At 68.1% G+C, this 20,790-nt stretch carries 18 protein-coding genes and 1 tRNA gene; 15 read left to right on the plus strand and 4 right to left on the minus strand.

Features of this window, described 5'->3' with window-relative positions:
* The first annotated feature begins 101 nt into the window (after positions 1–101).
* Genes HPS01S_RS14625 through HPS01S_RS14645 form a run of 5 tightly spaced genes read left to right on the plus strand, consistent with a single transcriptional unit; the run spans position 102 to position 4,275 of the window.
* A complete protein-coding gene (locus tag HPS01S_RS14625; RefSeq protein ID WP_066157760.1) occupies positions 102–746 on the plus strand; it encodes a TetR/AcrR family transcriptional regulator in 645 nt (214 codons plus the stop codon).
* Positions 743–1,939, plus strand: coding sequence for an efflux RND transporter periplasmic adaptor subunit (locus tag HPS01S_RS14630; RefSeq protein WP_066157538.1), 1,197 nt, complete (start codon positions 743–745; stop codon positions 1,937–1,939). Before HPS01S_RS14625 ends, HPS01S_RS14630 begins: the two co-directional genes overlap by 4 nt.
* Complete coding sequence (locus HPS01S_RS14635) at positions 1,936–3,126, plus strand: ABC transporter permease (RefSeq protein ID WP_066157542.1); 1,191 nt, start codon at positions 1,936–1,938, stop codon at positions 3,124–3,126. The genes HPS01S_RS14630 and HPS01S_RS14635 overlap by 4 nt, the downstream gene beginning before the upstream one ends.
* 4 nt (positions 3,127–3,130) lie before the next feature.
* Complete coding sequence (locus HPS01S_RS14640; protein WP_066157545.1) at positions 3,131–3,874, plus strand: ABC transporter ATP-binding protein; 744 nt, start codon at positions 3,131–3,133, stop codon at positions 3,872–3,874.
* 14 nt (positions 3,875–3,888) lie between these two features.
* A complete protein-coding gene (locus HPS01S_RS14645) occupies positions 3,889–4,275 on the plus strand; it encodes a hypothetical protein (protein ID WP_066157548.1) in 387 nt (128 codons plus the stop codon).
* Between the two features lie 3 nt (positions 4,276–4,278).
* Here the strand turns inward: HPS01S_RS14645 and HPS01S_RS14650 are convergent, their stop codons facing one another.
* Both HPS01S_RS14650 and HPS01S_RS14655 read right to left on the minus strand, forming a co-directional pair.
* On the minus strand, positions 4,279–4,989 hold the full coding sequence (locus HPS01S_RS14650) for a response regulator (RefSeq protein ID WP_066157555.1): 711 nt from the start codon (positions 4,987–4,989) through the stop codon (positions 4,279–4,281).
* Entirely contained in the window at positions 4,986–6,911 is a 1,926-nt protein-coding gene (locus HPS01S_RS14655) for a type IV pili methyl-accepting chemotaxis transducer N-terminal domain-containing protein (protein WP_066157558.1), read from the minus strand. The genes HPS01S_RS14650 and HPS01S_RS14655 overlap by 4 nt, the downstream gene beginning before the upstream one ends.
* Positions 6,912–7,016: 105 nt before the next feature.
* Between HPS01S_RS14655 and ccoG the strand changes: the two genes are divergently transcribed.
* Positions 7,017–8,444: a cytochrome c oxidase accessory protein CcoG gene (ccoG, locus tag HPS01S_RS14660; protein WP_066157561.1), complete on the plus strand. Its 1,428-nt coding sequence runs from the start codon at positions 7,017–7,019 to the stop codon at positions 8,442–8,444.
* Between the two features lie 115 nt (positions 8,445–8,559).
* On the plus strand, positions 8,560–9,228 hold the full coding sequence (ytfE, locus tag HPS01S_RS14665) for an iron-sulfur cluster repair protein YtfE (protein WP_066157564.1): 669 nt from the start codon (positions 8,560–8,562) through the stop codon (positions 9,226–9,228).
* 48 nt (positions 9,229–9,276) lie between these two features.
* Here the strand turns inward: ytfE and HPS01S_RS14670 are convergent, their stop codons facing one another.
* Complete coding sequence (locus HPS01S_RS14670) at positions 9,277–10,278, minus strand: 3'-5' exonuclease (RefSeq protein ID WP_084397396.1); 1,002 nt, start codon at positions 10,276–10,278, stop codon at positions 9,277–9,279.
* Between the two features lie 57 nt (positions 10,279–10,335).
* A tRNA-Arg gene (locus tag HPS01S_RS14675) sits at positions 10,336–10,411 on the minus strand.
* 351 nt (positions 10,412–10,762) lie between these two features.
* Here HPS01S_RS14675 and HPS01S_RS14680 point away from each other — a divergent pair.
* From HPS01S_RS14680 to HPS01S_RS14715, 8 genes are all read left to right on the plus strand, one after another.
* A complete protein-coding gene (locus tag HPS01S_RS14680) occupies positions 10,763–11,668 on the plus strand; it encodes a carbohydrate porin (protein WP_066157567.1) in 906 nt (301 codons plus the stop codon).
* A 154-nt stretch (positions 11,669–11,822) separates the two neighbouring features.
* Positions 11,823–12,890 (plus strand): LacI family DNA-binding transcriptional regulator, encoded by a 1,068-nt coding sequence (locus HPS01S_RS14685; protein ID WP_243721664.1) that lies wholly within the window; start codon positions 11,823–11,825, stop codon positions 12,888–12,890.
* Positions 12,891–13,159: 269 nt separating this feature from the next.
* Positions 13,160–14,161 carry an ABC transporter ATP-binding protein gene (locus HPS01S_RS14690; protein ID WP_066157570.1) on the plus strand — a complete coding sequence of 334 codons (1,002 nt, stop codon included), beginning with the start codon at positions 13,160–13,162 and terminating at the stop codon, positions 14,159–14,161.
* Between the two features lie 65 nt (positions 14,162–14,226).
* A complete protein-coding gene (locus HPS01S_RS14695) occupies positions 14,227–15,528 on the plus strand; it encodes an ABC transporter substrate-binding protein (RefSeq protein ID WP_066157574.1) in 1,302 nt (433 codons plus the stop codon).
* A gap of 33 nt (positions 15,529–15,561) precedes the next feature.
* Positions 15,562–16,566 carry a carbohydrate ABC transporter permease gene (locus HPS01S_RS14700; RefSeq protein WP_066157576.1) on the plus strand — a complete coding sequence of 335 codons (1,005 nt, stop codon included), beginning with the start codon at positions 15,562–15,564 and terminating at the stop codon, positions 16,564–16,566.
* Positions 16,563–17,735 carry a carbohydrate ABC transporter permease gene (locus HPS01S_RS14705; RefSeq protein ID WP_066157578.1) on the plus strand — a complete coding sequence of 391 codons (1,173 nt, stop codon included), beginning with the start codon at positions 16,563–16,565 and terminating at the stop codon, positions 17,733–17,735. Before HPS01S_RS14700 ends, HPS01S_RS14705 begins: the two co-directional genes overlap by 4 nt.
* Before the next feature lie 3 nt (positions 17,736–17,738).
* Positions 17,739–19,088: a GH1 family beta-glucosidase gene (locus HPS01S_RS14710; RefSeq protein ID WP_066157581.1), complete on the plus strand. Its 1,350-nt coding sequence runs from the start codon at positions 17,739–17,741 to the stop codon at positions 19,086–19,088.
* On the plus strand, positions 19,085–20,731 hold the full coding sequence (locus tag HPS01S_RS14715; protein WP_066157584.1) for an alpha-glucosidase family protein: 1,647 nt from the start codon (positions 19,085–19,087) through the stop codon (positions 20,729–20,731). The genes HPS01S_RS14710 and HPS01S_RS14715 overlap by 4 nt, the downstream gene beginning before the upstream one ends.
* Positions 20,732–20,790 lie beyond the last annotated feature (59 nt).

A 20,790-nucleotide genomic window follows, 5' to 3' on the forward strand; every position in this document is an offset into this window, starting at 1 on the left:
GTGTGACTTGATTTACATCAAGTCGATGTCGGACAGCGTCCTGCCGGAACCAGGCAGGAATCACCTTGAATATAAGTAATTAATAAATTACATTGGTGACCATGCCGCTCCCGAACACCCCCAAACAAGCCACCGAACAGCGCCAGGCCAGCCTGGTGTCGGCTGCGCTCGCGTTGGCCGCACAGCACAGCCCGGCCAGAGTGACCACCGCCGACCTGGCCCGAGCGGTGGGGCTCACGCAGGGCGCGGTGTTCCGCCACTTCGAGAGCAAGGAAGCGATCTGGCTGGCGGTGATCGACTTCGCGCACCAGGTCCTGCTGGCACGGCTGCAGACCGCGGCCCAGTCGCATGTGCAGCCGCTGACCGCGCTGCGTGCGGTGTTCATGGCGCACGTGGACTTCGTGGTGGAACAGCCGGGTGTGCCGCGGGTGATCTTTCAGGAGCTGCAGCACCCGGAGGACACAGCACTGAAGGCGCGCGTGCGCGTGCTGATGCAGGACTACCGCTCGCTGGTCACCCGACTGCTGCAGCAGGCGCAGGCGGCGGGGCAGCTGGCACCAGGCACCGACCTTCAGGCCAGTGCGGTGCTGTTCATCGGCTCGGTGCAGGGGCTGGTGATGCAGTCGCTGCTGAGCGGACAGGTCGGGGCCATCCGCACGCTGGCACCCGCGGTGTTCGACCTGTTCCAGCACGCTGTTGCCGCACCCACCAACCCCACACGGCGCCCCCCGGAGACCACCGAATGAAGACAAATCCACAAACCTCGCGCCGGCTGCTGCTGGGCGGCCTGGCGCTGGCCCTGGTGGGTGCGCTGGCGTTTGTGGCGCTGCGCACCGGGCCGCTGGCGCCGGTGAAGGTGCAGGTGACGCCAGTGACCAAGGGCCGCGTGACACCCGAGATCTTTGGCATCGGCCTGGTCGAGGCGCAGCGCAGCTGGATGGTGGGGCCCACCACGGCCGGCCGTGTGCTCGGCGTGCGGGTGGACGCGGGTCAGACGGTGCAACCGGGTCAGGTGCTGGCAGAAATGGACCCGGTGGACCTGGACCAGCGGCTGGCGGCACTGGACGCCTCGCTGGCCCGTGCGCAGAGCGTGCAGCGAGCCGCCGATGCGCAGCTTGGCGATGCGCAGGCGCGGCGCACGTTGGCGATGGCGAACCTGAAGCGCAACGAGGAACTGGCGCGGCAAGCCTTCATCAGCCCCGGGGCGCTGGAGGCACGCACACAAGAGGTGGCGTCGGCCCATGCGGGCGTGGCCGCCGCACAGGCCAACCTCGGTGGCAGCACACAGGACATCGCGCGGCTGCGCGCCGAGCGCGCAGCCCTGGAACAGCAGCGCAGCAACCTGAGGCTGCTGGCCCCCGGCGCGGCGGTGGTCACGGCGCGCGAGGCCGAAGCCGGCACCACAGTCGTGGCGGGCCAGGCCGTGCTGCGGCTGATGGACCCGGCCAGCCTGTGGGTGAAGCTGCGGGTGGATCAGGGCCGAAGCGCCGGACTGGCGCCAGGACTGGTGGCGAGCATCGCCCTGCGCTCGCGCCCGGGCGAGACGCTGATCGGCAAAGTGGCCCGGGTGGAGTCGCTGGCCGATGCCGTGACGGAGGAACGGCTGGCGATGGTGGCATTTGACAGCCTGCCCGCCGGCGTGTCGGTGGGCGAGATGGCGGAAGTGACGGTGCAGTTGCCCGCTGCCCCCGAGCGCCTGCTGCTGCCCAATGCGGCCGTGGTGCAGCACGAGGGAAAAACCGGGGTGTGGCGGCTCACGGATGGCGTTCCCGCCTTCTCGCCGGTGGTGCTGGGGGCGCAGGGTCTGGATGGCCAGGTGCAGGTGCTCGAAGGCCTGAACGAAGGCGACACGGTGGTGCTGTACAGCCAGAGCGCCCTGAAGCCGGGGGCACGCATCGCAGTGGTGGACAGGCTGGTTCCGTCGGGAGCAGCAAGGTGATCAGCCTGGCGGGCCGCGACATCCTGCACGGCTGGAGCAAGTACGTGCTGACCGGGCTGGGCCTGGGGCTGCTGATCGGCGTGACGCTGACGATGGCGGGCGTTTACCGAGGCATGGTGGACGACGCACACGCGCTGCTGGCCAACAGCCGCGCCGACCTCTGGGTGGTGCAGAAGGACACGCAGGGCCCGTACGCGGAATCGTCGAGCATCAAGGACGACGTGGTGCGCAGCATGCGCGGCATGCCGGGGGTGGCCGCGGCGGCCAATGTGGCCTATCTGACGATGCAGGTGCAGAGGAATGGCCGAGACCAGCGCGTGATGGTGGTGGGCATGGAGCCGGGCATGCCCGGCGCGCCGGGCTACCTGGTGGCGGGACGGCACATCACGCGCAACCACTACGAGGCGGTGGCCGATGTGAAGACAGGGTTCGCGCTGGGCGATGTGGTGCGCATCCGCCGCCACGACTACACCGTGGTGGGACTGACGCGGCGCATGGTGTCCTCGGGCGGCGACCCGATGCTGTTCGTGCCGATGAAGGACGCGCAGGAAACGCAGTTCCTGAAAGACAACGACGCCATCGTCAACGACCGCGCGCGCACCGCCGCCAATCCGGCCTTCAACCGCCCGGGCAGCCCCGGCCTGCTGGAGGCGGTGCAAAGCCTGCAGACCAGCAGCCGCAGCGTGAACGCGGTGCTCGTACAGATCGCACCGGGCTTCACACCCGAGCAAGTGGCCGGGCCGATCCGGCGCTGGAAGCACCTGAGCGTGCACACCCGCGACCAGATGGAAGACATCCTGATCGTCAAGCTGATCGCCAATTCGGCCAAACAGATCGGCATGTTCCTGGTGATCCTGGCCATCGTGAGCGCCGCCATCGTGGCCTTCATCATCTACACCATGACCATGGGCAAGCTGCGCGAGATCGCGGTCCTCAAGCTCATCGGTACACGCGACCGCACCATCGCCGGCATGATCCTGCAGCAGGCCCTGGGCCTTGGCCTGATCGGCTTCGCCGTGGGCAAGGTGGCGGCCACGGTGTGGGGACCGGCGTTCCCGAAATACGTGCTGCTGCTGCCGGGCGACGCGGTGGCCGGCCTGGTGGCCACGCTGCTGATGTGCGCGCTGGCCAGCACGCTGGCGATTCGCGTGGCGCTCAAGGTCGACCCCGGCGCAGCGATCGGATGAAGCCATGAACGACACCCCCCTGGGCGGCATCCGTATCGAAGGCCTGCGCAAGGTCTATGGTCACGGCGACACGGCCGTGGAAGCGCTGAGGCACGTGAACATGCAGGTGGCGCCCGGCGAGGTAGTGGGCCTGGTCGGCCCCTCGGGTTCGGGCAAGAGCACACTGCTCAAATGCCTGGGCGCCATCATCGAACCCACCAGCGGCAGGATGACGCTGGGCAACGAAGTCATCTACGACAACGGCTGGAAAGTCAAAGACCTGCGCGCGCTGCGGCGCGACCGCATCGGCTTCGTGTTCCAGGCGCCGTATCTGATTCCGTTCCTGGACGTGACCGACAACGTGGCGCTGCTGCCGATGCTGGCAGGCCTGTCCAATGCGAATGCGCGCAAACGCGCGCTGGAACTGCTGACCGCGCTGGACGTGCAGCACCGCGCCAGCGCCGAGACATCGCAGCTCTCCGGTGGTGAGCAGCAGCGAGTGTCCATCGCCCGCGCGCTGGCCAACAAGCCTCCGGTCATATTGGCCGACGAACCCACCGCGCCCCTGGACAGCGAGCGCGCGCTGGGTGTGATGCGCATCCTCAACCAGATGGCGCGGCGGGCCCACACCGCGATCATCGTCGTCACACACGACGAAAAGATCATCCCGACTTTCAAACGGATCTACCACATCCGCGACGGCCAGACAGTGGAAGAAGCCGGCGAAGGCCTCGCCCTGGATGACCACGGGAACGACACCCCCTCTTGAACGGGAGAACCGCCATGACTTCCCACCGCCCCCTGAAAGTCCTCGCCGCCGTGGCCATGGTGTTCGGCGCGCTCACGGTGTTCAGCGGCGGGCAGGGCCTGTTCGGCCCGGCCGACACCCGCGCGGCCCTGGGCCACACGGTGGGCTTCGTGCTGTGGTTCAACTTCCTGGCCGGCTTCGTCTATGTGGTGGCCGGACTGGGTCTGTGGTTCGGCCGGCGCTGGGGCCTTTGGATGGCCACCGCGCTGGCGCTGGGCACCGCGCTGGTGGCCATCGCCTTTGGCGCGCACGTGCTGGCGGGCGGCGCCTTCGAGATGCGCACGCTGGGTGCGCTGGCGCTGCGCCTGGGCTTCTGGGTCCTGGTGGCCGCCGTGGGCTGGCGCCGGGCCGCCGGGGCCTGAGGCTCAGGCCAGGCCCTGGCTGGTCGCGAACACCGCCGCCTGCACGCGCGAGCTCAGGCCGAGCTTGCGCAGGATGTGCTGCACGTGGATCTTCACCGTGGTCTCGGCGATGTCCAGTTCGCGCGCGATCAGCTTGTTGGAATCGCCACGCGCGATCAGCAGCAGGATCTCGCGCTCACGCGGCGACAGCAGGTCGGCGCCGGAGGCGGCCTCGCGCGGCGCCTCCAGCGGCACCGGCGCACTGACCGGGGCCGCCGCGGGCGGGGCGGCGTTTGCGACCGACGGCCGCGAGCGGAACACCGCCACCAGCTTGGTCATCATCTCGGGGCTGATGACCGACTCGCCGTCCATGACCTTGATGATGGTCTCGCAGAGCTGGTCGGACTCCACCGTCTTGAGCAGGTAGCCGTCGGCCCCGGCCTGCAGCGCGGCGGCCAGGTCGTTCTCGTTCTCGCTCACGGTGAGCATGAGCACCCGCGCTTCGGGCGCGGCCTCCTTGAGCGCGGGGATGGCGTCCACCCCGCGCACGCCGGGCAGGTGGTTGTCCAGCAGGATCACCTGCGGAGGCCTGCGCTGCAGGCAGCGCAGGGCCTCGCCCACGTCGCCAGCCTCGGCGGTGACGGTGAAGCGCTCGTCCTGCTCCAGCAGCGCCTTGAGGCCGCGGCGGAACAGGGTGTGGTCGTCGACGAGCAGCAGCTCGATGGAAGAGGTCATGGGGTGGTCAGTACGGATTCGGAGAGGTCCAGGCCCGCCGTGCCCGTCCCGACGGCGGTCACCGGGTTCCTGGGCAGCGTGAGCGTGACGGAGGTGCCCTGGCCGCGGCGGGATTCGATCTGCACGGTGGCGCCGATGCGGTCGGCCCGCTCGCGCATGATTTTCGTGCCGACATGGGTCTCGCCGCGCTGCTGCGCGGTGTCGAAACCGCTGCCGTTGTCGCGCACCACGAAGCGCCACTGTTCGCCCTTGTGCACGTCCAGGCTCACGTGGCTGGCGCCGGCGTGCTTGCGCACGTTGGACAGCGCTTCCTGCACCACGTGCAGCACCTGCACCTGCACGTCGGCCGGCAGCGGCAGGCCCTCGCCGTCGAGATGCAGCCGCGTGGGCAGGCCGGTCTGGTGCTGGAACTTCTGCAGCGTCTCCTGCAGCGCAGCCTCGATGTCCCCGGTGTTGGTGCGGGTGCGGAAGTGCACCAGCAGCTCGCGCACGTCGCTGATGCTTTCCTTGAGACCGGTGTCGAGCTCGTCCAGCGTGGACTGCACCTTCTCGGGCTGCTGCTTCTGCACCGCGCTGCGCAGCAGCTGCGCCTGGATCTTGAGGAAGGCCAGCGACTGGGCAATGGAGTCGTGCAGCTCGCGCGCCAGCAGCGCACGCTCCTCGCCCACCGCGGCCTCGCGCTCCAGCGCCGCCGCGCGCAGGCCTTCGAGCGCGCTGGCCAGGTGGCTGGCGAGCGCGTCGAGCAGCTCGGTCTCGTCGGCATTGAGTGCCACTTCGCTGCGGAAGAACAGGTCGATCTCGCCGATCACCCGCTGCTGCAGGCGCACCGGCACGCTCACCAGGTTCTGGTAGCCCACGCGCGCGCAGTGGCGCATGGGCGCGGCCTCGTGGCTGTGGATGGGGATGACGCGGATGCGCGCATCGGGCTGCAGGTTGCCGCAGGCGCACGCGCCCGCGATCAGGCTGCGCTCCTCGGCCTGCATTTCCTGCGGAAAGCAGTCGGAGGCGAGCATCAGGTAGCGCTGGTTGGCCTCGTCGGACCAGCGCACCGCCACGGCATCGGCCTTCATGACCGCGCGCACGCGCTGCGAGAAGCCCCTGGACAGTTCCTCGATGGTGTTGGCCTTGGCCAGGAAGGCGCTGACCTCGTAGAGCGCTTCCAGCCGCGCGCGCTGCGCCTCGATGCGCTGCGTCTTGGCCTGCACCTTGGCCTCCAGTCCCTGGTAGAGCGACTGCAGCGTGGCGGCCATGCGGTTGAAGCCCGCCGCCACCTGCCCGAACTCGTCCTGCGTGTCCACGTCGATGCGGGCACCGAACTGCCCGCCCTCGACCTGCGCCAGACCCCGCCGCAGATGGGCCAGCGGGTTGATCACATAGAGATAGCCGGTGTAGAGCATGACCACCGCCCCGGCGATGGCCAGCGCCATCATGGCGAACTGGAACAGGTTGAGCAGCGCGGTGAAACCGGCGAGCTGGTGTTCGATGGACAACACCAGCCGGTCAATGGCCATGACAAATTCGTCGGCCGAGCGCAGCAGCACCGGATCGCCCGGCTGCAGCGGCGAGGTCCAGAGGGCGCGCTGGGCCTGCCAGAGCTGTTCCACCGCGGCGAACTCGCGCGCCACGTCCGGGTCCCAGGGCACGAACAGGGGGCGCGACGGATCGCCCTCGCGCAGCACGCCCAGGCTCTGGTCGAACTGCTGCACCAGCGCCTGCACCTCCGCCGCCGGCCGCTGGGCCTGCACCGCGCTGGTCAGGCGCCAGGTCTGCATGCGCATGCGGCCGGCCTCGTTGACCGCGGCCGCACCGCCCTCCAGCTGCCAGGTCACCCACAGCGTGAGCCCGATGGACGCGAGCGCCAGCACCAGCAGCGCCGCCCCGATGCGGATCAGTTTGGTGGAGAGCGAGGCACTGGGGCGCATGGAACGGCACTGTACCCGTTCGATCAGCGGGAGCAACAGGGTCTTTGCACGGCAGACATTAAGATTCATGTACTCTGCATCTTTTAGGTGGCACCGGCCATTCCCATGAGCATCCCTTCCCCCGCCGCGAATGCGCAGCCCGGCGGCTCGCTGTACGAGAGCCGCATCAAGATCTACCCGCGCTCGGTCACCGGCGTGTTCGCGCGCTGGCGCTGGGTCATGGTCTGGGTGACGCAGCTGTTCTTCTACGGCATGCCCTGGCTGCAGTGGAACGGCCGCCAGGCCCTGCTGTTCGATCTGGAGCAGCGCCGCTTCTACGTGCTGGGCCTGGTGCTGCAGCCACAGGACTTCATCTACCTCGCCGCCCTGCTGGTGATCAGCGCGCTGGCGCTGTTCTTCTTCACCGCCATCGCCGGGCGCCTGTGGTGCGGCTACAGCTGCCCGCAAACGGTCTACACCGAGATGTTCCTGTGGATCGAGCGCAAGACCGAGGGCGATCGCTCGGCGCGCATGCGCCTGGACGCCCAGCCCTGGTCGCTGAACAAGCTCTCGCGCAAGGGCGCCAAGCAGGCCGGCTGGATCTCTCTGGCGCTGCTCACCGGCTTCACCTTCGTCGGCTACTTCCACCCCATCCGCGAACTGGCCCCGGCCCTGCTGAACCCGGCGCAGTCGCCCTGGCTGTGGTTCTGGGTGCTGTTCTACGCCGCGGCGACCTACGGCAACGCCGGCTACCTGCGCGAGCAGATGTGCAAATACATGTGCCCGTACGCCCGCTTCCAGAGCGCGCTGATCGACATGGATTCGCTGGTCATCGCCTACGACAGTGTGCGCGGCGAAAACCGCGGCCCGCGCTCGCGCAAGGCCGAGGAGCGCCCCGCCGGCCTGGGCGACTGTGTGGACTGCACGCTGTGCGTGCAGGTCTGCCCCACCGGCATCGACATCCGCAACGGACTGCAGAACGAGTGCATCGCCTGCGCCGCCTGCATCGACGTCTGCGACGACGTGATGGACAAGATGGGCTACCCCCAGGGCCTGATCCGCTACACCACCGGCAATGCCGTGGCGAAGGGCTGGAGCGCGCGCCAGATGCTGCGCCGGGTCTGGCGCCCGCGCGTGCTGATCTACGGCACCCTGCTCGCCGGCCTCACCGGCGCCTGGCTCTGGAGCCTGGGGCATCGCAGCGACGTCGATGCCGTGCTGATCAAGGACCGCGGGGCGCTGGCGCGCATGGTCGACCGCGGTGCGATCGAGAACACCTACCGGCTGCAGGTGACCAACAGCCAGGAGACGGCGCGCCGCTTCCGCCTGGCGGTGGACGGCGTGCCCGGCCTGCGCATCGACTCGGCCACCACACTGTCGGTGGAGGCCGCCGGCAGCGCCTCGGTGCCCCTGCGCCTGGTGCTGCCGGCCGAGGCGGCCCAGCCACACGCCGGCCAGACCCTGCGCGCCACGGTGTCGGTGACCCCCGAGGGGGCGGAGGACGGGAACGAACGGGCGGTGCGCATCGACGCCGCCTTCATCGTTCCCCGCTGAGGCCTGCGCCGGGCTCGTTCTTCCGGAAGCCCGGACTCGTCCAAAGGAAATATGCATCTTCGATGCGTTTTATGGCTCAATACATGCATCAGAAATGAATATTTAAAGGACGCCCATGAACACCCCCACCACCGAACGCCCCATCGAGCAGCAGGCCATCGGCCAGATCGCCGTCGACCTGCCCGGCGCCACCGCCATCTTCCGGCGCCTCAAGCTGGACTTCTGCTGCGGCGGCCAGGTCAGCCTGGGCGAGGCCTGCGAACGCAAGGGGCTGGACACCGCCCGCGTGGTGGCCGAACTGGCCGCGCTGCGCCGCGACGACGCCGCGCCGGAAACGCCGGACGCCAACGCGCTGATCGACCACATCCTCACCCGCTACCACGCGGTGCACCGCGAGCAGTTGCCCGAGCTGGTGCGCATGGCGCGCCGTGTCGAGGCGGTGCACAGCGACCACCCGGACGCACCGCACGGCCTGGCCGAGCACCTGGAGATCATGGAGGTCGAGTTGCTGGAGCACATGGAGAAGGAAGAGCAGGTGCTGTTCCCGGCCATCGAAGGCGGCAGCTCCGGTCTGGCGGGCCCGATCACCGTGATGCGCGACGAGCACATCGGCCACGGTGAACATCTGGAGCGGCTGGCGGCGCTGACCCACGACCACACCCCGCCGCAGGGCGCCTGCAACACCTGGTGCGCGCTCTATGCCGGCACGGCGCAGCTGACCAACGACCTGATCAGCCACATCCACCTGGAGAACAACGTGCTGTTCGCGCGCTTCGGCGCCTGAGGTCCGGCACCGCCGGAAAGAAAAAGGCCGTTGGGGCCACTGCGCGCTTCAGAGCGCCCGTCTCTCCATCCGCCCCGGGCGCGGTGAATAGCGCGTCAGCGCATCCAGGGCTTCTACGTCGACCTGCGCGCGCCGGCTGCCGTAGACCTCGGCCTTGAGCCAGACCAGCTCTTCGGCCAGCGCCGCTTCGCTGCCCAGGCTGCAGAACCAGACCTTGGCGTCGCCATCCCAGCGGTAGCCGCGGGCCTTGAGCTGGTCCTTGCTCTCGAAGGGCGAGCCGGTGGCCCGCAGCTTGTAGCTGGGCTGGGCGGCCGCGGCCATCAGGCGGGTCAGGCCCGTCGTGACGCCATCGGCCGCCGGGCTGGCGAGCACCTGAAGCAGCGCGTGGCAGTCGACCAGCGCCCGGTGCGCGTCGTAGAACCATCCCTGGTCCTGCGCCAGCGCGCTGAGCTTGGCCGAATCGGCGCCCTGTGCTTTCCAGTCGATGTCGGCGAACGAGCAGGCCCAGCGCTTGTGGGCAAAGCCGGGAAACCGGGCCTCGACAAAGGGCCGGTCGAATCCGGCGTTGTGCGCCACCACCAGATCGGCGCGATCGATCAGGGCCTGCACGCGCGCATCGTCCAGCCGCTGACCGCGAACCATATCGTCGTCGATGCCCGTGACCTGTTTCGCCACCTCCGGAATGGGCATGCCCGGATCTTCAAAACCTTCGAAGGTGTCGACCGGGCCGAAAGGCCGGCCCGTGACCGGGTCCACCTGCACCAGCAGCAGGGCCAGCTCGATGATGCGGTCGCTGGCATGGGACAGGCCGGTGGTTTCGGTGTCGAGGATGAGCACGCGCACAGCGGCCTGCGGCTGGCCGTCGGTGCCCACTGGAACCAGCGGTCCGTAGTCCAGCACCGGCACCAGACGGCGCAGCACCTTGAAGTCGGGGTGCTGATCCAGCAGCCGGGCCATGTCTTCGGGTGTGAGCGGCTGGGCGGCGTCGGCCACAGCGGGCGGGGCGTTGCGCCCCTGCGGCGGCTCGAATTCGAAGCTGAGTTGGCTCATGAAGAAAGGCCACTCATCGGGCCGCGGGCCATGAAAAACCCACGCAAGTCATTGAGGTGGCGCGGCTGGCGGGGATCGAACCCACGACCCTTGGCTTCGGAGGCCAATACTCTATCCACTGAGCTACAGCCGCGCATGCTTGGAAAGCCCGCCATTGTCTCACATGCGCCCGGCGGCACCGGCTCACCGCCTCCGCGCCGCGCCACCGGCACAAGACCCGCATGCGAGGCCCGATTGCCTGTATTTTTTGTATCTTTATTACTGTGCAAACCATTGCACCAGTCGGGTTTTCCCGAGGCGGATATTTGTTGTTTTTAAGCAGTTACGTAACAGTTACGGGGCATTTCTTCAGGGTTTCTACCGAATGCAACCGTTTGCATCAATGGTCGAATTCGGTGGCTTTCCCGACCGGTGTTGTACGTTCAAACATGAAACATCGGTACAGGAGAGAGTGGTTCACAACATTCACACTCCGGAGTACCTCATGCAACAGAGCTTCAAACTTGCGGCCGCCGCCGCCCTTTGCGCCACCGCTTTCGCCGCCCATGCCGACATGACCATGGACGCCAACCTGGAACTGGACACCACCTACCAGAACAAGGTGGAAGACGCTTCCAACGCCCGCGACAGCGACCTGAACATGGGCGGCCGCGTGGAGTTCAACGTGGGCGGCAAGGCCACCAACGGCGACGCCTTCGTGCAAGCCCGTGCCAGCCTGCTGATCAAGAAGGACGGCGACACCGCCACCGATGACATGTGGGTCCAGTTCGGCAACGCCGCCGGCGACGTGAAGATGGGCCGCTTCGAAGCCATGGACCTGTTCCCCCTGGGCAAGGACACCCTGGTCGAGAACAGCGGCTACGGCGGCTACCGCGCCAACCGCCTGCGCGGCCGTTTCGGCAAGGACACGGTGCACATCGCCCCCGGCTTCAACGCCGGCCCGGCACGCATCGAAGTCGGCCTGGTCTACAGCAAGGAAGCCGGTGAGGCCCGCGGTGTCCGCCCGGCCGTGAGCTTCGGCTCCGGCCCGGTGACCGTGCGTGTGGGTGTCGAGTCCGTCAAGGTGGTCGGCGGCACCGAGAGCACCAACGGCGCCGGCGTGTCCCTGGGCTACGCGCTGTCTTCGGACAGCAGCATGAACGTGAACTTCGCCAAGATGGAAGACGACAAGTCCGTCGGCCTGAACGGCACCTTCGGTCCGGCCGGTTTCGGCCTGATCCTGGACAAGGGCGCCAACGGCGCGAAGAACAACACCTTCTACGCCGCCTACTCGCTGCCGCTGTTCGGCGTCAAGGGCGCGACCATCACGCCAGCCCTGAGCTTTGCCAAGGGCGGCTCCGGCACCAAGGGCCAGACCGCGGCCCGCGTGCGCATCAATTACGCGTTTTGATCGGGGGTTCCCGATCTTTCCGGGGTGAGAGATCCTGAAAGGGTGACCGATCCCATTTCCTCTCGGCAATCAGAGTTGGCCCGGGCGTCGCAAGGCTCCCGGGCTTTTTTTCCGCTTCACCCGCCCGATCGTTATCGGGTGAAATAATCTGCCGATGCCTCGCAAGCCAGCCGCCCCCGCCCCCGACGATTCCGCGCCCTCTGCACAGGCACCCGCCCGGGGCCGCAAGCGCATGCAGATGGCCGACATCGCCCGCCTGGCCGGTGTGTCGGCGTCCACCGTCTCGCGTGCCCTCAGCGGCAGCCCGCTGATTCCGCAAGCCACCCGCGAGCGCATCACCGAACTGGCCAATTCCCTGGGCTACCGCGTCAACGTCGGCGCGGCCAACCTGCGCAAGCGCGGGGTGCAGACCATCGGCGTCGTCATCCTGGGCGACAGCATGCAGATGATCTCGGACCCGTTCCTGCTGAGCATCCTCGGCTCGGTGGCCGACACCCTGGACGAGCGGGGCATGAGCCTGCTGCTGACGCGCCTGAAGGCCGACCGCCAGCACGTGCTGTCGGACCTGGTCGAGAGCGGCCAGGTCGGCGGCCTGATCGTCATCGGCCAGCTGACGCTGCACGACTACCTCAACGAACTGACGCGCAACGGCTTCCCGATGGTGGTCTGGGGCGCGCCCCTGCCCGATGCGCTGTACCCGGTGGTCGGCGGCGACAACGCCATGGGCGGCTACCTGGCCACGCGCCACCTGATCGAAAAGGGTTGCCGCCGGATCGCCTTCTTCGGCGACATCACCCACCCCGAGGCCGGCCAGCGGTACCTGGGTTACACCCGTGCGCTGGACGAGGCCGGCATCGCCATGGACCCCCGCCTGCTGCAGTCCTTCCTGTTCGGCGACTCGCGCATCCGCGAGGTGATCGACGGCTGGCTCAACCAGGCCACCCCCTTCGACGCCATCTTTGCCTCCAGCGACGTCACGGCCATCTCGCTCATGGGCTCGCTCAACGAGCGCGGCATCACCGTGCCGGCCGACGTCAAGCTCGTCGGTTACGACGACATCGCGCTGGCCGAGCACGTGCACCCCACCCTGACCACCATCCGCCAGCCCACCGGACAGGCCGGCCGCGCGCTGGTGGACCTGCTGTTCGAGGCCCTGGCCGGCCAGCCTCGGCGCTCCATCGTCCTGCCCGCCTCGCTCATCGTGCGCGAGAGCAGCGCCTGAAGAGGTGTATGGCCCCCACGCTCCGCCGCTGACGCGGGTCGCTGCCCCCCGAGGGGGCTGATCCGGCTGGGGACGGCCCGGCGCCGGATCGCTCGTGCCCCCACGCTCCGCCGCTGCGCGGCTGTTTTCGTAACCCGCTTGTTCCACGTACCTAGGGCAAACCCCATAATGCAATCGATTGCATTGGTGATGTAATTTTGTGACGGTCAGGCGTGCTGACCGGTTCCGGCCAGTCGCTTCACGACGGCCGACACGAAAGGTTTCTACCCATGGCGCAGTCCGGCTTGCGTTTGCGAGGCATCAAAAAAAGTTACGGGCGCGTGGACGTCATCCACGGTGTCGACCTGGACATCCAGCCCGGGGAATTCGCGGTATTCGTCGGCCCTTCGGGCTGTGGCAAGACCACGCTGCTGCGCATGATCGCCGGCCTGGAGGACATCTCCGGCGGCGAACTGTCCATCGGCGAGCAGGTCGTCAACGATCTGCCGCCCAGCGAACGCGGTGTCGCGATGGTGTTCCAGAGTTACGCGCTCTACCCGCACAAGACGGTCTACGACAACATGGCCTTCGGCCTGAAGATCGCCAGGCTGCCCAAGGACGAGATCGACCGCCGGGTGCGCGAGGCGGCCGGCATCCTGCAGCTCACCGACTACCTGCAGCGCCTGCCCAAGGCGCTCTCGGGCGGTCAGCGCCAGCGCGTGGCCATCGGCCGCGCCATCGTGCGCAACCCCAAGGTGTTCCTGTTCGACGAGCCACTGTCCAACCTGGACGCCGCCCTGCGCACCAAGATGCGGGTGGAACTGGCGACCCTGCACCGCCGTCTGGGCGCGACCATGGTCTACGTGACGCACGACCAGGTCGAGGCCATGACCCTGGCCGACAAGATCGTGGTGCTCAACAAGGGCCGCATCGAACAGGTGGGCGCGCCGCTGGAGCTCTACCACCGCCCGGCCACGCGCTTCGTGGCCGGCTTCATCGGCTCGCCGCAGATGAACTTCATCGAAGGCGCCTACGCCCAGGCGCTGGGCGCGCACTGCGTGGGCGTGCGGCCTGAGCACCTGCACCTGGCGGCCGACGGCCCCATCGAAGGCACGCTGCGCCACGCCGAGCAGCTGGGCAACGAGACCTTCGCCTACATCGACGCCGGTGCGCTGGGCGAGCTCACGGCGCGCGTCGACGGCTCGGTGGCGGTGCGGCCGGGCGAGACGCTGCGCCTGGGCCACCGCAGCGAGCACCTCTACCGCTTCGACGCCGCCGGCCTGCGGCTCTGACCTCACCCCCGTTTTCACCCCGCTTTGCGGATGGGCCGCGAAGCTTCACTCTGGAGACAAGCACGATGTTCAAAACCACCACGATCGCCGGCGCCGCCGCGCTGGCGCTGGGCACACTGGGCGCCACCGCCCACGCCGCCGACTACAAGGGCCCCGACCTCAAGGGCGAGACGATCACCGTCACCTGCCCCTGGACGGGCGCGGAGGAAGGCTTCTTCAAGAAGGTGGTCGCGAACTTCGAGAAGGCCACCGGTGCGACGGTGAAGCACTCGTGCTCGCAGAGCTCCGAGCAGCAGATCGTGATCGACATCAAGGCCGGTTCGCCGTCCAACATCTCGGTGTTCCCGCAGCCGGGCCTGGCCGCCAACATGGCCGCCATCGGTGGCCTGGTGCCGCTGGGCGACAAGGCGCGCGACTGGGTCAAGACCAACTACGCCGCGGGCAGCTCCTGGGCCGACCTGGGCACCTACAAGGGCAAGGACGGCAAGAGCAACTTCTACGGCCTGTTCTTCAACGTCAACGTCAAGAGCCTGGTCTGGTACATCCCCGAGAACTTCAAGGAGAAGGGCTACAAGGTGCCCAAGTCCATGGAGGAGCTGCAGGACCTGACCAAGAAGATCGCCGCCGACGGTGGCAAGCCCTGGTGCATCGGCCTGGGTTCGGACGCCGCCACCGGCTGGCCCGCGACCGACTGGGTCGAGGACATGATGCTGCGCACCCAGAGCCCGCAGGTCTACGACGACTGGACCAGCAACAAGATGAAGTTCAACGACAAGCGCGTCGTCGAGGCCATCGAGGCCTACGGCTGGTTCGCCCGCAACGACGCCTACGTGGACGGCGGCGCCAAGGCCGTGGCCACGGTGAGCTTCAAGGACAGCCCCAAGGGTATGTTCGGCTCGCCGCCCAAGTGCTACATGCACCGCCAGGCCTCGTTCATCCCGGCCTTCTTCCCCGAGGGCAAGGCGGCCGACGCCGACTTCTTCTACTTCCCGGCCTACAAGTCCAAGAACCTGGGCAACCCGGTGCTGGGCGGCGGCACGATCATGACGATCACCAAGGACAGCAAGGGCGCCCGCGCCTTCATGGAGTACCTGCAGCACCCGCAGGCCCACGAGATCTGGATGGCCGAGGACGGCTTCCTGACCCCGCACAAGGGCACGGACCTGGCCAAGTACAAGACCAAGGCGCAGCGCAAGCAGGGCGAGATCCTGCTGAACGCGACCACCTTCCGCTTTGACGGCTCCGACCTGATGCCCGGCGCCGTCGGTGCCGGCAGCTTCTGGAAGGGCATGGTCGACTACTCGGGCGGCAAGTCGGCCCAGGCCGTGGCCGACGACATCCAGAAGAGCTGGGACGCGTTGAAGTGACCCCCTGAGCAGAACAGACACGGACGGACCACCATGACCGACTCCATCTTCCAGACCTTGTTGGCCGTGGCGGTCAGCGTCGGTGTCTGCCTGCTGTACTTCGCGGGCAGCAACTGGCTGCTCGACAACGTGCTGGCGCGGCCGTCCATGCCGCGCCAGCGCCGCGAACGGCTGCGCGCGGGCGTGCGGCCCTGGCTGTTCATCGCGCCGGCCTTGCTGCTGCTGGGCGTGTACCTGGTTTACCCGTTCTTCGAGACCCTGCGCCTGAGCTTCATGGACGCCACCGGCGAGGGCTTCGTCGGCCTGTCCAACTACGCCTGGGTGTTCACCGACGAGAACTTCCTCATCACCATCCGCAACAACTTCCTGTGGCTGCTGGTGGTGCCGGCCGCGGCCACCGCGCTGGGCCTGATCGTCGCCGTGCTGGCCGACCGCGTCTGGTGGGGCAACGCCGCCAAGACCCTGGTCTTCATGCCGATGGCGATCAGCTTCGTCGGCGCCAGCGTGATCTGGAAATTCGTCTACGACTTCCGCGGCCCCGAGAACGACCAGATCGGCATCCTGAACGCCATCGTGCAGGGCATGGGCCTGGAACCCCAGGCCTGGGTGACGCTGCCGTTCTGGAACAACTTCTTCCTGATGGCGATCCTGATCTGGATCCAGACCGGCTTCGCCATGGTCATCCTCTCCGCCGCGCTGCGTGGCGTGCCCAACGACACCATCGAGGCGGCGCGCATCGACGGCGCCACCGAGCTGCAGATCTTTTTTGAAATCATGATCCCGCAGGTGATGTCCACCATCCTCGTGGTCTGGACCACCATCACCATCACCGTGCTCAAGGTGTTCGACATCGTCATGGCCATGACCGGTGGCCAGTGGGACACCTCGGTGCTGGCCAACCTGATGTACGACTGGATGTTCCGCGGCGGCGGCGACTACGGCCGCAGCTCCACCCTGGCCATGGTGCTCATGCTCGCCGTGATCCCGGTGATGGCCTTCAACATCCGCCGCTTCCGTGCCGAGGAGGCCCAGCGATGAAACTCAAACTCTCTCCCACCGCGCTGGCGGCCCACGCGCTGCTGCTGGTCATCGTGCTGGCCTGGGTGCTGCCCACCTTCGGCCTGCTGGTCTCCAGCTTCCGCGACCGCGAACAGATCGTCAGCAGCGGCTGGTGGACCGCGCTGTCGACCCAGACCCGCCCCGACATGCGCCGCACCGCGGGCGAGCAGAGCGTGGTGAAGGACGGCGACAAGTTTGTCATCGCCGGGCGCCTGTTCCCCGAGGGCAACGCCACGCGCCTGCAGCGCTTCTCGATGAAATCGTCCAACCCCGGCGAGCACCCGGTGGGCACCACGGTGGAGCTGGGCGACGCGCAGATCTTCGACGACGAAGACGGACAACCCGACGGCACGGTCACCGTGGCCGCCGACGGCCAGTACCGGCTGGTGCTCAACCAGCCGTATGAGAGCGAGCGCGGCGTGCGCATCTTCTACGTGGCCGAGACGCCGCCGAGCTTCACCGCCACCAACTACCAGAAGGTGGTCGACTCCGAGGGCGTGGGCAACGCCTTCCTCAACACCTTCAAGGTCACCATCCCCGCCACCTTCATCCCGATCCTGATCGCGGCCTTCGCGGCCTACGCGTTCAGCTGGATGGAGTTCCCCGGCCGGCGCTGGCTGTTCGTGGTGGTGGTGGGCCTGCTGGTGGTGCCGCTGCAGATGTCGCTGATCCCGCTGCTGCGGCTCTACAACGACGTGGGCGAGAGCATGGGCGTGGCGTCCAAGTCCTATCTGGGCGTGTGGCTGGCGCACTCGGCCTTCGGCCTGCCGCTGGCGATCTACCTGCTGCGCAACTACATCGCCTCGCTGCCGCGCGACATCATCGAAAGCGCGCGCATGGACGGCGCCACGCACTTCCAGATCTTCACCAGCATCGTGCTGCCGCTGTCGGTGCCGGCGCTGGCGAGCTTCGCGATCTTCCAGTTCCTCTGGGTCTGGAACGACTTCCTCGTGGCCCTGGTGTTCCTGGGCAAGTCGCCCGACCAGGTGGTGCTGACCATCAAGCTCAACGACCTGCTGGGTTCGCGCGGCGAGAGCTGGGAAATCCTGACCGCCAGTGCTTTCGTCTCCATCGCGGTGCCCGTGGCCGTGTTCTTCTCGCTGCAACGCTTCTTCGTGCGCGGCCTGCTCTCAGGCTCCGTCAAATAACCCATGACCGATTCCCTCCAGTTTCCCCCTTCGTTCGAATGGGGCTGTGCCACCGCTGCCTTCCAGATCGAGGGCGGCGCCCTCGAAGGCGGCAAGCTCCCCAGCATCTGGGACGACTTCTGCGCCCAGCCCGGCCGCATCAAGGATGCCAGCGACGGCCTGGTGGCCTGCGACCACTTCCACCGTTTCCGCGAGGACGTGGCGCTGATGGCCGATCTCGGGTTCCGGCACTACCGCTTCTCCATCGCCTGGACCCGCGTGGTGCGCGAGGACGGCAGCCCCAACCCCGAAGGGCTGGACTTCTACCGCCGCCTGCTCGACGCCCTGCACGACAAGGGCATCACGCCCAACGCCACGCTGTTCCACTGGGACCTGCCGGCGCAGCTGCAGCGCGCGCACGGCGGCTGGCTGCACCGCGACACCGCCCAGCGCTTCGCCGAGTACGCACAGATCGTGGCCCGCGAGCTGGGCGACCGGCTGCCGCGCGTGGCCACGCTCAACGAACCCTGGTGCAGCGCCTTCCTGGGCCACGACCTCGGCGTGTTCGCGCCCGGCGTGCAGGACCGGTCCTCGTCGCTGCTGGTGGCGCACCACCTCATGCTGGCGCACGGCCTGGGCCTGCAGGCCTGGCGCAGCGTGCGCAGCGACACGCAGCTGGGCATCGTGCTCAACCCCGAGCTGTGCGACCCGGCCAGCGACGCACCGGCCGACATCACTGCGGCGCGCCTGGCGGAGCTGGAGCGCAACGATGTGTTCCTCAACCCGCTGTTCGGCCGCGAGTGGCCGGCCGAGATGATCGAGCAGATCGGCGCGCTCGCCGACCAGCGCCGCCCCGGTGACCTGGCCATCTGCGCCCAGCCGCTGGACTTCATCGGCCTGAACTACTACACCCGCTCCATCGCGCAGGCGCCGCAGAGCGCCGACGAGCAGCGCCGCGGCTACCGCTTCGTGCCGCCCGACCCGCAGCGCCCCGACCTCACCCACATCGGCTGGGAGATCTACCCGCAAGGCCTGGAGCGCGTGACGCGCAATCTGCTCGCACAGTGGCCGCTGCCACCGGTGTGGATCACCGAGAACGGCGCGGCCGACAACACGCCGGTGGCCGATGGCGCTTGCGACGACCACCTGCGCCTGGGCTACCTGCAATCGCACCTCACCCAGCTCTCCCAGATGGTGGCCAGCGGCCTGGACATCCGCGGTTACTACGTCTGGAGCCTGCTCGACAACTTCGAGTGGGCGCACGGCTACACCCAGCGTTTCGGCGTCGTACACGTCGACTACTCCACCCAGCAGCGCACGGCCAAGGCCAGCGCGCGCTGGCTCCAGCAACTGATTTCCTCCTCGCAGACATGAGCAACAAGGCACCCAACAACGGCTGGTGGCGCGGCGGCGTCATCTACCAGATCTACCCGCGCAGCTTCCAGGACTCCAACGGCGACGGCATCGGCGACCTGCCGGGCATCACGCAGCGGCTGGACCACATCGCGGCACTGGGCGCCGACGGCATCTGGATCTCGCCCTTCTTCAAGAGCCCGATGAAGGACTTCGGCTACGACGTCAGCGACTACAACGACGTCGACCCGATGTTCGGCACGCTGGACGACTTCCGCGCGCTGGTGGCGCGCGCCCACGCGCTCGGCCTGAAGGTCATGATCGACCAGGTGCTCTCGCACTGCAGCGACCAGCACCCTTGGTTCGTGGAAAGCCGCAGCAGCCGCGACAACCCCAAGGCCGACTGGTTCGTCTGGGCCGACCCCAGGGACGACGGCAACCCGCCCAACAACTGGCTCTCGATCTTCGGCGGCAGCGCCTGGCAGTGGGACACGCGCCGCTGCCAGTACTACCTGCACAACTTCCTGACCAGCCAGCCCGACCTGAACTTCCACCACCCCGCCGTGCAGGACGCGCTGCTGGACACAGTGAAGTTCTGGCTCGACCTGGGCGTGGATGGCTACCGGCTGGACACGGTCAACTTCTTCTTCCACGACGCCCAGCTGCGCGACAACCCCGGCCGCGGCGCACCGGACCGCAGCAACCCCGACCCGGCGGTCAACCCCTTCAACCCCTACGGCTGGCAGCGCCACGTCTACGACAAGAGCCGGCCGGAGAACCTGCCCTTCCTGCAGCGCCTGCGCGCCCTGCTCGACCAGTACCCCGACACCACCATGGTGGGCGAGATCGGCGACGACGACGGCCTGGCCCGCGTGGCCGAGTACACCGCCGGCGGCGACAAGCTGCACATGGCCTACTGCTTCGACCTGCTGGGCGAGGCGCACGACGCGCCCTTCCTGCACGGCTTCCTGACCCGCTTCAACACCATCGTGGGCGACGGCTGGCCCTGCTGGGCGCTGTCCAACCACGACGTGGTGCGCTCGGCCACGCGCTGGGGCGGACCGAACCCCGACCCGCGCCTGCTGCGCCTGGCCGCCGCCTTCCAGGCCAGCCTGCGCGGCACGGTCTGCCTCTACCAGGGTGAAGAGTTGGGCCTGCCAGAGGCCGAGCTGCGCTACGAGGACCTGCAGGACCCCTACGGCATCACCATGTGGCCCGAGTTCAAGGGCCGCGACGGCTGCCGCACGCCCATGCCGTGGTCCGGCGACGCGCCGCATGCCGGCTTCACCACCGGCGACAGGCCCTGGCTGCCCGTGGCCGAGGCGCATCGCGCGCTGGCGGTGGACCGCCAGGCCGGCGCGCCGGACTCGATGCTCTCGTTCTTCACCCACCTGCTGCACTGGCGCCGCCAGCAGGTCGCCCTGCGCGAAGGCCGCCTCACCCTGCTGCCCGCGCATCCGCAGGTGCTGGCCTTCATCCGGCAACACGACACCCAGACGCTGCTGTGCGTCTTCAACTTCAGCGATCAGGTGGCCAAGCTGGCGCTGCCCGAGGACTGGCGCAGCGCCACGGTGCTCGACGGCAGCGGCCTGCCGGGCGCCCGGCTGGAAGGCGACTGCGTGCGCTGCGAACCCTACGGGGGCCTGTTCCTGCACCGCACCTGACCCGCGGGACAGGCTCCCGAGTTGGGCGACACTGGCGGCTGTGGCCGGCCATCACCGGC

Origin of the sequence: Hydrogenophaga pseudoflava NBRC 102511, assembly GCF_001592285.1 — a bacterium.
GTDB lineage: Bacteria > Pseudomonadota > Gammaproteobacteria > Burkholderiales > Burkholderiaceae_C > Hydrogenophaga > Hydrogenophaga pseudoflava.